The sequence below is a fragment of the Aeromonas sp. D3 genome, from assembly GCF_027705025.1.
Taxonomy (GTDB): Bacteria; Pseudomonadota; Gammaproteobacteria; order Enterobacterales; family Aeromonadaceae; genus Aeromonas; species Aeromonas salmonicida.
This window is the reverse complement of sequence record NZ_JAPDBE010000006.1, coordinates 75902-88215: the sequence shown is the minus strand read 5'-3', so window position 1 is coordinate 88215 and position 12314 is coordinate 75902. Positions and strand designations below refer to the sequence as shown.

Below are 12314 nucleotides of genomic sequence, written 5' to 3'. Positions count from 1 at the left end.
ACTTTGTTGCACCACTGTTACTCGGCAGTGCATCGACTTGTCCAGCATCATGGCAATCTCAAAGCATAAAACAGGCCAACTCACTAAATCATTTAAGATCAATATCTTGTGGTCATACAGGCTGAGCAATGCACCAGAGTTGATCACAAGGTACGTCAGCATGGGAGCAAAGGCGCACTTATGCTGTGCAGGGTAACCCGCTCGCACCGAAATAGAGCAGAGCATAAGCCAGGGCAGATGACAGACCGGTGACGACAAAACCGCAGGTGACAACGGGATATACCTGGCTACCGCCAGTGATGAATCCGGACACAGAGAGAAAGCAGTGAAGAGAGGCAAGCAGTGACGCAATATCCAAGGCCATCAGCAAGGGTGGTCTTTGCTATTGGCTTGGATCTGACAGGGCACAGTCATGAACATGCCGCCACTTTGGCGCCATAACACAATGTTCAGAAACTGAAAAAACGTAAGGCCACCCGCTCGGGTGGCCTTACGTCATTGAATTAGTTGATGGTGCCCGGGGTCGGACTCGAACCGACACGATTATTCATCGGCGGATTTTGAATCCGCTGCGTCTACCGATTTCGCCACCCGGGCAACTGCGAGGGATTATACGAATGGCGCGATGCCATGCAAGGTGTTTTTCTTGTGCACGCTCTCGTTTGCTCATTTATTCAACGCCTTGCCGATGCAAGGTCAGTTACATAGAATGCCCGCATCATATTAATGGAATAAAAACGATGGCCAAGCGTACACCCGTCTCACCAAAACCTGTCTCTACCGCTACCCCGCACTACCCGTCGGCTGGTCTGCTACGCCGCCTCGGCGCTCTGCTCTATGACTATCTGGTGGTCATCTCTTTGCTGATCATCGCAGGCTTTATCGGTATGGGGGTCGCGCATCTGCTGCTGGCAACCGGCGCAGCTACCCTTCCGGAAGGCAAAGACGCTTCCTGGTTGCTGACCAGCCCGCTCTACAGCGCCTGGCTCGCCTTCATCATCTGCGGTTTCTACACCTGGTTCTGGACCCGTGCCGGTCAGACCATAGGCATGCGCGCCTGGCGACTGCGCATTCAGAATGCGGATGGCAGCAATATTCGCATCACCCAGGCCCTGATCCGGCTGGCGACGGCGGCATTCGGCCTTGGCAACCTGATGTGTCTGTTCAACCGCAAGGCTCCCCGCGCCTTTCAGGACATCTGGTCCGAGTGCGAAGTGGTGGTGTTGAGCAAGCAGGAGAACCTGGAGCAGCTGAACAAGTGAGCTGGCGAGCAGGATATGAATAACAAGAAGGGCACCCAGTGGGTGCCCTTCTTGTTTGGTCTATACAGGCCGCTACTGTTTGCGGCTCAGAATATAGAAGGAGATACCACCAAACAGCAGGCTGGGAGCAATGGCGGCCAGGATCGGTGGCACTGCGTACACCAGACTGATGGGCCCGAACACACGATCGCTCACATAGACGGCGAAGCCTGTCATGATCCCCATCAGCATGCGGGCGCCCATGCTCACCGAGCGCAGCGGGCCGAAGATGAAGGAGGAGGCGAGCAGTATCATGGCCACCACGGAGAGCGGCGACAACAGCTTGCGCCACATCTCCAGCTTGTAACGCCCGGCGTCCTGCTTGTTAGCGTCCAGATAGCCGATGTAGTCGAGCAGACCGGCCACCGGCAGGTTTTCTGGGTCGATACTCACCACCCCGAGCTGCTTGGGCGTGAGCTCGGAGCTCCACTCCATCTGGGCCTGCGTCTCGCTCAGGATCTGAGCGGGATCGTCAAAACGGGTGATCTGGACCTGCTTGAGCAGCCAGTGATGCTGCTCAAACACGCCTTCGCGAGCCTGGAGGATATCGATCAGTTTACGCTCTGGCGTGAAGCGATAGAGGGTGATGCCGGTCAGTGCACCATCGTTGCGCACCCCGTTGATATTGACGAAGTTGTTGCCATCACGTGCCCAGACCCCATAAGCAGAAACAGTCAATCGCCCCTCTGACAGCGCGCCAGCCTTGACGTCGTCTGCCATCCGCTTGGCGATGGGCGCCACATATTCCCCCATCAGGCCCACCAGTATCATCAAGGGAATGGCGGTTTTGAGCGCCGCCATCACAATACTGATCTTGGAGCGGCCCGCCGCCTGCATCACCACCAGCTCAGAGCTGGTCGCCAGCTGACCCAGCCCTATGAGTCCGCCCAGCAGGGCAGCCAGCGGGAAGAACTGAACCGCCTCCTTGGGCATGGAGAGCAGGACATAATAGAGGGCATTGATCATGTCGTAGTTGCCTTCCCCGACCGACCTGAGCTGCTCCACATACTTGATGAGTGCAGCCAATCCGACCAGGGTCAGTTCACACAGCAGGATCGACATGAAAATGACCCTGCCGATATATCTATCGAGAATGCCAAACATCAGGCGAGATTCCTAAGTTGCAGCATCATGCTGATTTTCTGTTGAAATAGCGCCCTTTCATCCCATTCCACCAACTGGTGCCCTGCAAGTTGAGCGGCAGGCCGATCAACAGCAGATAGACCAGGGGCACCAGGAACATACCCGGCCAATGGGGCAGACGTCCGCTGTCGATGGCCGAGCGCGCCGCGCTGAGCAACAGGAAGTAGGAGAGATAGAGCAAGATGGCCGGCAGCAGCTTGGCATAACGGCCCTGACGGGGGTTGACCCGCGCCAGTGGCACTACCAGGAAGGTGAGCACCAGAATGGAGAGCGGCAACGAGATACGCCACTGCAGCTCGGCCATCATGCTGTTGTCCTGAGTCCCCAGCAGCTCGACCGTCGGCCTGGCGGCCGCCTTGCGGTTGGAACGCTCCATCTCCTGCTGACGGATCACCAGACTGTACTCGTCAAATTCGGAGATCTGGAACTGCCTGGTGCTGAAGTGCCCCTCATAGCGAGAACCATCTTTCAGGGTCAACCATTGCAGGCCATTGCTGTCGAGGGTCACTACCCCTTCCGTCGCGACCACCACAGAGGGCGGCTTGCCATCATGGGAGCGTTGCAGCACGAAGATTTTCTGCAGCAAAGACCCCTTGTCATTCAACTCCTGAATGTAGGCAACGAGGCGCCCCTTGTCGAGCTCCATGAAGCGACCCGCCTGCAGGAAAGAGATACCCGGATCCGCCTTGAATTCATCGATCACCTGATACTCCCGCTCCTTGGCCTGGGGAGCTATCCAGCCGGTGTTGAAGGCCGCAACGGCGGCAGTCAACAGGGCCAGCACCATGGCGCAGCGCATCACGAAGCGGTGACTGAATCCCACCGCATGCAGCACCGTCATCTCACTTTCGGCATACAGGCGCCCGTGAGCAAACAAGATGGCTAAAAACAGGCTGATAGGCAGCATCAACAACGCCATATTGGGCAAGTTGAGCAGCAGCAGGGTGGAAACCAGGCGTGTCGGTACCTCGCCATCGGCGGCATCGCCGATGATCTTGATAAATTGTTGGCTGACAAAGATAAGCAGCAATACGAATAACACTGCCAGCTGCGTTTTCAGGGTTTCCCTGAACAAATATCGGAAAACGATCACAGTCATTCCCAAGTAAACTTGTGTTTTTAGTCGAATGCCTGAAAAATAGGGCCGTATATTGGATTTTTACCAGTTTGAACTGCGGAGCCTATGGCTGTTCGCTCCGCCTCTGATACCCCAACAAGCACCGCATTATTCAATAAAAGGTGCCTTTTGTCTTTAGGATGTAGGAGATTCCATGGAGTTCAGTGTAAAGAGTGGCAGTCCTGAGAAGCAACGCAGTGCTTGCGTCGTGGTCGGCGTATTCGAGCCCCGTCGCCTCTCTCCGGTTGCCGAACAACTGGACAAGATCAGCGATGGCTACATCAGCTCGCTGCTGCGCCGTGGCGACCTGGAAGGTAAACCAGGCCAGATGCTGTTGCTGCATCAAGTACCAGGCGTGCTCAGTGAGCGCGTGCTGCTGGTCGGTTGTGGCAAGGAGCGGGAACTCGACGAACGCCAGTACAAGCAGATCATCAACAAGACCATCACCACCCTGAACGAAACCGGCTCCATGGAGGCTGTCTGCTTCCTGACCGAGTTGCACGTCAAGGGGCGGGATACCTATTGGAAGGTGCGTCAGGCGGTGGAAACCACCAAGGCGGGCCTCTACAACTTTGATCAGTTCAAGACCAACAAGGCCGAGCCGCGCCGCCCGCTGCGCAAGCTGGTATTCAATGTGCCGACGCGTCGGGAACTGACCATTGGTGAAAAAGCCATCGCCCACGGTCTGGCCGTGGCGAAAGGAGTCCGAGTCTGCCGCGACGTGGCCAACATGCCGCCCAACGTCTGCAATCCGGCCTATCTGGCCTCCCAGGCCCGCCGTCTGGCAGACTCTTTCGACAATATCACCACCAAGGTGATCGGCGAGCAGGAGATGGCCGAGCTCGGCATGAACTCCTATCTGGCGGTAGCCCGTGGCTCCGAAAATGAAGCCATGATGGCCATCATCGAATACAAGGGCAACGCCGATGCCAAGCCCATAGTGCTGGTCGGCAAGGGTCTGACCTTCGATTCGGGCGGCATCTCCATCAAGCCGGCCGAAGGCATGGACGAGATGAAGTACGACATGGGCGGCGCCGCCTCCGTGCTCGGTACCATGCATGCCCTGGCACAGTTGCAGCTGCCCATCAATGTCATCGGCGTACTGGCGGGTTGCGAGAACATGCCGGGTGGCAACGCCTATCGCCCGGGTGACATCCTCACCTCCATGTCCGGCCAGACCATTGAAGTGCTGAACACGGATGCGGAAGGCCGTCTGGTGCTGTGCGATGCGCTGACCTATGTGGACCGTTACGATCCCGAGACCGTCATCGACGTGGCCACCCTGACCGGTGCCTGCATCATAGCGCTGGGTCACCACACCACGGGTCTGCTGGCCAACCACAACCCGCTGGCTCACGAACTGCTCAATGCCTCCGAGCAGGCTGGCGATCGCGCCTGGCGCCTGCCGCTGTTCGACGAGTATCAGGAACAGCTGGAGAGCCCGTTTGCCGACATGGCCAACATAGGCGGGCGTCCGGCCGGCACCATTACCGCTGCCGCCTTCCTGTCACGCTTCACCAAGAAGTACAACTGGGCCCACCTGGATATCGCCGGGACTGCCTGGAAGAGTGGCAAGGACAAAGGCTCCACCGGTCGTCCGGTTCCCCTGCTGACCCAGTTCCTGCTCAACCGGGCAGGCGTGGATATCGAAGAAAAAGAGTAACTCCCCTGCCCCTTTCGATGAATGCATCGGAAGCCCGGGAGTTGCCCAGTACCACAAGGAAGAGGCCCGCCTCTTCCTTGTTTCATTCTTGAATCAGTGAGCAGCAGGCGGGAAAACTCCCTGTCAGCCTCTTCGGCGGTCAATAGTCCGTCACCGCAAAACGGGATCAACCTGATGAGCCAAGTGACTTTTTACCTGATGAACGAACAGGATGACGCACAGGCCAGCGCCGTCGAACGGCTCGCCTGCCAACTGGCGGCCGAGTCGTGGGGCGCAGGCCACCTCTACCTGTTTTGCGACGATGAGACCCAGGCCCTGCGCCTGGACGAGCTGCTGTGGCAACTGCCACCGGAGCGTTTCGTGCCGCACCAGTTGCAAGGCGAGAGCGGTCAGGCGCCGGTGGAGATAGGTCATCAGCCGCCGAAACGGCGCTACGCCCGCCTCATCAATCTGGCCAGAGAGACACCTTTGTTTGCAGGACACTTCGCTCAAGTGGTAGATTTTGTCCCCACTGACGAAACGCAAAAGCAGCAAGCCCGCGAGCGCTACAAGCACTATCGCCAGGCAGGCCATGCCCTCGAGATGAGGGATCAGCCCGTCCTTGCCGCACCGGATCCGGCGCAGCCCTGACTGCACCACCCTCGATCCACGACGAATCAACACCAGACTCCATCCATCCAGATTACGGCGAGACCATGGAAAAGACTTTTAATCACAACGCCATCGAACAGGCGCTCTATCAGCACTGGGAAGCCCAGGGTTACTTCAAGCCCCACGGCGACACCAGCAAAGACTCCTTCTGCATCATGATCCCGCCGCCGAACGTCACCGGCAGCCTGCACATGGGTCACGCCTTCCAGCAAACCCTGATGGATACCCTGATCCGCTACAACCGCATGCAGGGCAAGAACACTCTGTGGCAGGCGGGCACCGACCACGCCGGTATCGCCACTCAGATGGTGGTGGAACGCAAGATCGCCGCCGAAGAGGGCAAGACCCGTCACGACTACGGCCGTGATGCCTTCATCGACAAGATCTGGCAGTGGAAGGAAGAGTCCGGTGGCACCATCACCCGCCAGATGCGCCGCCTCGGCGACTCGGTGGACTGGGAGCGCGAGCGCTTCACCATGGATGAGGGTCTCTCGAGCGCCGTGCAGGAAGTGTTCGTCCGTCTCTACGAAGATGGCCTCATGTACCGCGGCAAGCGTCTGGTGAACTGGGATCCGAAGCTCAACACCGCCATCTCCGACCTGGAAGTGGAAAACCGCGAGATCAAGGGCCACATGTGGCACCTTCGCTATCCGCTGGCCAACGGCGCCAAGACCGCCGAGGGTCAGGATCACCTGATCGTCGCCACCACCCGTCCGGAAACCATGCTGGGCGATACCGCCGTGGCCGTGAACCCGGAAGATCCCCGTTACAAAGCGCTGATCGGCCAGCACATACTGCTGCCACTGGTGAACCGTCTGATCCCCATCGTTGCCGACGAGCACGCCGACATGGAGAAGGGCACCGGCTGCGTGAAGATCACCCCGGCTCACGACTTCAACGATAACGAAGTGGGCAAGCGCCACAACCTGCCGATGATCAACATCTTCACCCTGGACGCCCACGTGCGCGCCGAGGCCGAAGTGGTCGACACCAACGGCAACCCCAGCACCGCCTACGACGTCGCCCTGCCGAGCGAGTTCGCCGGTATGGAGCGCTTCGCTGCCCGCAAAGCGATTGTCGCCAAGCTGGACGAGCTGGGTCTCTTGGCCGAAATCAAGGATCATGTGCTGCAGCAGCCCTACGGCGATCGCGGCGGCGTGCCCATCGAGCCGATGCTGACCGACCAGTGGTACGTGCGCGTGGCGCCGATGGCCAAGACCGCCATCGAAGCGGTGGAAGATGGCCGCATCCAGTTCGTGCCCAAGCAGTACGAGAACATGTACTTCTCCTGGATGCGCGACATTCAGGACTGGTGTGTCTCCCGTCAGCTGTGGTGGGGTCACCGCATCCCGGCCTGGTATGACGACGCCGGCAATGTCTACGTGGGCCGTGACGAGGCGGAAGTGCGTGCCAAGCACAGCATACCGTCCGTGACAGTGCTGCGTCAGGACGAAGACGTGCTCGACACCTGGTTCAGCTCCGCCCTGTGGACCTTCTCCACCCTGGGCTGGCCGAACAACACCGAAGCGCTCAAGACCTTCCACCCGACCGACGTGCTGATGAGCGGCTTCGACATCATCTTCTTCTGGATCGCCCGGATGATCATGATGACCATGCACTTCATCAAGGACGAAAACGGCCAGCCGCAAGTCCCGTTCAAGACCGTCTACATCACGGGTCTGATCCGTGACGAAGAAGGCCAGAAGATGTCCAAGTCCAAGGGCAACGTGCTGGATCCCCTCGACATGATCGACGGCATCTCGCTGGAAGACCTGATGGAGAAGCGCACCGGCAACATGATGCAGCCGCAGATGGCCGAGAAGATCGGCAAGCGTACCGCCAAGCAGTTCCCGGAAGGGATCGAGGCTCACGGCACCGACGCCCTGCGCTTCACCCTTGCGGCGCTGGCCTCTACCGGTCGTGACATCAACTGGGACATGAAGCGCCTGGACGGTTACAACAACTTCTGCAACAAGCTGTGGAACGCCTCCCGCTACGTGCTGATGAACACCGAAGATCAGGATTGCGGCTTCTCTTCACAAGGCAATGGCGGCGAAATGCAGTTCAGTCTGGCGGATCGCTGGATCCAGTCCCAGCTGCAGGTCGCCATCCACGACTTCCGCACCGCGCTCGATACCTACCGCTTCGACATCGCGGCTGGCGTGCTGTACGAATTTATCTGGAACCAGTTCTGCGACTGGTATCTGGAGCTGACCAAGCCGGTACTGGGCAAAGGCTCCGAGGCCGAGCAGCGCGCCACCCGTCACACCTTGGTGACTGTGCTGGAAACCCTGCTGCGTCTTGCGCACCCGATCATCCCGTTCATCACCGAAACCATCTGGAAATCGGTGGCGCCGCTGACCGGCGTGCACGCCGACACCATCATGCTGCAAGCCTTCCCGCAGTTCGATGCCGCCAAGGTAGACGACGCTGCGATGGCGGATCAGGAGTGGGTGAAGGAGTTTATCGTCGGCATTCGCAACATCCGCGCCGAGATGAACGTGGCGCCGAGCGTGGCCTTGAACGTGCTGCTCAAATGTGATGCCAAGGACACCCAGCGCGCCGGTGACAACGAGGCTTTCCTCAAGTCCCTGGCCCGTCTGGAGTCCATCCGCGTACTGGCGGACGGCGAAGTGCCCCCCCTGTCGGTGAAGAAGCTGATCGGTGCCACCGAGCTGATGATCCCCATGGCTGGCCTCATCGACAAGGATGCCGAACTGACCCGTCTGGCCAAAGAAGTGGCCAAGCTGGTCGGTGAATGCGCCCGTATCGAAGGCAAGCTCGGCAACGAAGCCTTCGTGGCCAAGGCACCGGAAGCCGTCATTGCCAAGGAGCGCGAGAAGCTGGAAGAGTACCGTGCCCAGCTGGTGACGCTCGAGGCACAGCAGGTAGAGATCGCCGCCCTGTAAGTCGGCTGCAGTCCTGACAAAGCCCCCTTTTCACAGGGGGCTTTTGTTTATCTGCCCCATCCCTGCGGGTTTGCTCACATTTTCATACAAATTTAGCGAGCCAAATCACCTGCTTTCACAAGCGAATTTCCCCCAAATTCATTACACTGCCAGCGATCTTTTCTATCGGGAGTGCAGTGGCAGTATGGAAATATTGATCCTGTTTGGATTGATTTTGCTCAATGGCGTCTTTGCCATGTCGGAAATCGCCATTGTTACCGCACGCAAGGCCCGCCTCGGCAAGATGGCGAGCGAAGGGAGTCGTTCTGCTGCCATAGCCCTCAGACTGAGCGAAGATCCGACCAACTTCCTCTCCGCCGTCCAGATAGGCATTACCAGCATAGGTCTGCTCAACGGCATCTACGGCGAGTCACTGCTGGCCCAACCGCTGGCGCTCTGGCTGCAGGAGTGGGGCATGGCCGCCAAGAGCAGCAGCATGCTTGCGACCGTGCTGGTGATCGTCATCGTCACCTACCTCTCAATCGTTGTCGGTGAACTGGTGCCAAAACGCCTCGGTCAGCTCAACGCCGAACGCCTCGCCTGTCTGGTAGCCCGCCCCATGATGTGGCTGGCTGCCATCACGCGCCCCTTCGTCTGGCTGCTGTCGGCCTCCACCAACGCCAGCCTGCGTATTCTCAAGGCCAAGCAGGATGGTGGTGCCAACGTGACCCAGGAGGAGATCCACGCCATGCTGGCGGAGGGCTCGGAAGCCGGGGTCATCGAAGATCATGAACACACTATGCTGCGCAACGTGTTTCGTCTCGACGAACGCAGCCTGGCCTCCCTGATGGTGCCGCGCAGCGACATCCGTTATCTGGATCTCGCACTGCCACTGGAGGTGAATCTACAGCGACTGGTGGAGTATCGCCACAGCTTCTTCCCTGTCTGTGATGGCAGCCTTTCCGATCTGGTGGGCATCATCAACGTCAGCAAGGTGCTGCACGCCTACATCAAGGGGGAGCCCATCGATCTGGCGGCCCTGACCCAGGATGGCAGCCTGTTGCCGGAGACCCTCAACGGACTCGAGCTGCTCAACCATTTTCGCACCCACGCCGAGCACATGGTGCTGGTAGTGGACGAATATGGCGAGTTGCAGGGGCTGGTCACTCAGCAGGATCTGCTGGAGACGCTGGCAGGCGATTTTCAGCAGGAAGACAGCGAGGATAACTGGGCATTCCAGCGAGCCGATGGCAGCTGGCTGCTGGACGGCCTCATTCCCCTGCCGGAGTTGAAGGACTGCCTCGGACTGGTTCGACTACCGGAAGAAGAAAAACATCACTACCACACCCTCGGAGGGCTTATTATGCTGCTCCTTGGCCGTGTTCCCAGGATCGGAGATCTGGTCACACTGGAACAGTGGCAACTGGAAATTGTTGACATGGATGGTCTGCGCATCGACAAGGTGATCGCCATGCCTTTGCTCGATCAACCCAGCTAACCTGCGGAGTTTGCAAGAATGGAGCAGTTTTACCAACTGGCTCACGCCTTTATGCATCAGGATCTGGTGACCTTGTCCGATCCCAAGATGGCCTTTATGGTCTGCGGCGTGTTATTGACGTTTCTGGTGCTGGAGAATGGCTTCATCCCTACCGCCTTCTTGCCCGGGGATAGCCTGCTGATCCTCACGGGGGTACTCATCTATCAGGATGTGCTCTCCCTGAGCATAGTGCCGCTACTTATCCTGGCTACCTTCATCGGTACCTGGCTGGGCTATATGCAGGGTCGCTTCCTCGGCCACACCCAGATGTACCATCGTCTCTTGTCCCATGTGGAAGAGAGGCACAAGGAGAAGGTCTTCTATCTGCTGGACAAGTACGGCATCCTGACCCTGATCACTGCCCGCTATATTGCTTTCGTACGCACTGCCTATCCCTATATCGTCGGAGCGACCGAGATCCCCCAGGGGCGCTTTCTCATCGTCAATCTGATCAGCTCCATCATGTGGATCTGCCCGCTGGTCGGGCTGGGTTACTACCTGAGCCACACCAAGCTTGCAGCCCAGTATGAGTCACAGTTTCTCAGCATCATTCTCTACCTGCCGCTGGTGCTCTTGCTGGGGGGCATTGTCGCCCTGCTCTGGCGCTGGCTGAGCAAACGCAAAGCCGTTCTCCCACGGGATTGAGTCAAACGAACAGAGCCATCGCAAGATGGCTCTTTTTTTACCAAAATAGTGGCGAATTCCCACGGGCACCCTTGTAAAACCAGAGTAAAAATGCGTGAATTTAGCGCCTTTTTTTTCGATGTAAACGGAGTCGGTAGTATGCGGTGTCGGGTTAGCGCAATGGCGCTGGTATATGCATTGGTTGGACTGCTGGGTTTGCCAGCAGCATTGGCTGCCCCCAACCCGGCCAAACTGCAACTGCGATCGAGCAGTGCCCTTGTAGTGGACGTCAACACGGGCAAGATTCTGTATCAGAAGAACGCCACCCGGGTTCGGCCAATCGCCTCGCTGACCAAGCTGATGACGGCGCTGGTGGTACTGGAGGGGCGACAGAACCTCAACCAGACCCTGACCATAGATCAGAATGACAGGGACAACGTCAAGCATACCTATTCACGCATCCGTTTCGGCACCAAGGTGACGCGCCGTGATGCCCTGCATTTGACCTTGATGTCCTCCGAAAACCGCCTGGCTTCGGCTCTGGCACGCCACTATCCCGGCGGCCGCCAGGCCTTCATCCGCGCCATGAACAACAAAGCCAGGCAGCTTGGCATGCGCAACAGCCGCTTCCACGACTCCACCGGCCTGTCGACGCGCAACGTCTCCACCGCCCAGGATCTGGCCAAGCTCGTCTCCGCCGCCTATCGCCAGCCGCTGATCCGCCAGTTCACTCAGGATGCAAACCGGGATATGCGCTTCAGTACCCCCGCCTATCGCCTGATGTTCAACAACACCAACCCGCTGGTGAAGAACCCTGACTGGGGTGTGCGCCTCTCCAAAACGGGCTTCACCGATGAGGCAGGCCGCTGTCTGGTGATGCGCGCCAAACCCGACAGCCGTGAGCTGGCCATAGTACTGCTCAACTCTGTGGGCAAGCGCACCCCCATCGGCGATGCCAACCGCATTCGCAAATGGCTGAAAAGCTGAGTCTCTGAACAGGTGTGAGAAAAAGGATGCTGCGGCATCCTTTTTTATTGGCCGCAGCTCTACGGGTCTCGTCACGTCGAGCCTGCCACGCTTGCCCATCGGCTTGGCTCATCCCGCTATTTGGCAGAGGAGCGCAGCATGGCGCTATGGTGCAAGGTATTGAGGGGGATCAGCAGGACGAGGTGAACGTAAGGGTGAGACCGGGTGGAAACCCATAGATGAGGGGAGAGAAAGGGGACGATTGGTCATGTTGCCAGGCATCAAGGGCTGTCTGGCCAGCTCCGGCACATAAAAAAACAGCCCCGACCTAAGTCGAGGCTATCTGTATGGTGCGCCCGGGAGGATTCGAACCTCCGACCACCTGGTTCGTAGCCAGGTACTCTATCCAGCTGAGCTACGGGCG

General features: G+C 58.5%; 9 protein-coding genes and 1 tRNA gene. 7 read left to right on the top strand and 3 right to left on the bottom strand.

Annotation, left to right across the window (positions count from 1 at the left end):
* Positions 1–511: 511 nt before the first annotated feature.
* Positions 512–597: transfer RNA gene (locus OKC28_RS05995), tRNA-Leu, on the bottom strand.
* A 143-nt stretch (positions 598–740) separates the two neighbouring features.
* Between OKC28_RS05995 and OKC28_RS05990 the strand changes: the two genes are divergently transcribed.
* Positions 741–1262: an RDD family protein gene (locus tag OKC28_RS05990; RefSeq protein WP_192873253.1), complete on the top strand. Its 522-nt coding sequence runs from the start codon at positions 741–743 to the stop codon at positions 1260–1262.
* A 72-nt stretch (positions 1263–1334) separates the two neighbouring features.
* Here OKC28_RS05990 and lptG read toward each other — a convergent pair whose 3' ends face one another.
* A complete protein-coding gene (gene lptG / locus OKC28_RS05985; RefSeq protein WP_059112534.1) occupies positions 1335–2405 on the bottom strand; it encodes an LPS export ABC transporter permease LptG in 1071 nt (356 codons plus the stop codon).
* 25 nt (positions 2406–2430) lie between these two features.
* The gene (lptF, locus tag OKC28_RS05980; RefSeq protein ID WP_270688145.1) at positions 2431–3543 is read right to left on the bottom strand and encodes an LPS export ABC transporter permease LptF; all 1113 of its coding nucleotides are present in this window, start codon (positions 3541–3543) and stop codon (positions 2431–2433) included.
* Between the two features lie 172 nt (positions 3544–3715).
* Here lptF and pepA point away from each other — a divergent pair, with 172 nt between their 5' ends.
* From pepA to pbpG, 6 genes are all read left to right on the top strand, one after another.
* Positions 3716–5224, top strand: coding sequence for a leucyl aminopeptidase (pepA, locus tag OKC28_RS05975; protein ID WP_005315741.1), 1509 nt, complete (start codon positions 3716–3718; stop codon positions 5222–5224).
* 174 nt (positions 5225–5398) lie between these two features.
* Entirely contained in the window at positions 5399–5854 is a 456-nt protein-coding gene (locus OKC28_RS05970; RefSeq protein ID WP_256687114.1) for a DNA polymerase III subunit chi, read from the top strand.
* Between the two features lie 65 nt (positions 5855–5919).
* Entirely contained in the window at positions 5920–8784 is a 2865-nt protein-coding gene (locus OKC28_RS05965; RefSeq protein WP_270688142.1) for a valine--tRNA ligase, read from the top strand.
* Positions 8785–8968: 184 nt separating this feature from the next.
* The gene (locus OKC28_RS05960; protein ID WP_270688140.1) at positions 8969–10261 is read left to right on the top strand and encodes a hemolysin family protein; all 1293 of its coding nucleotides are present in this window, start codon (positions 8969–8971) and stop codon (positions 10259–10261) included.
* An 18-nt stretch (positions 10262–10279) separates the two neighbouring features.
* A complete protein-coding gene (locus tag OKC28_RS05955; RefSeq protein WP_270688138.1) occupies positions 10280–10945 on the top strand; it encodes a DedA family protein in 666 nt (221 codons plus the stop codon).
* A 138-nt stretch (positions 10946–11083) separates the two neighbouring features.
* Entirely contained in the window at positions 11084–11911 is an 828-nt protein-coding gene (pbpG, locus tag OKC28_RS05950; protein ID WP_270688136.1) for a D-alanyl-D-alanine endopeptidase, read from the top strand.
* Positions 11912–12314: the final 403 nt, after the last annotated feature.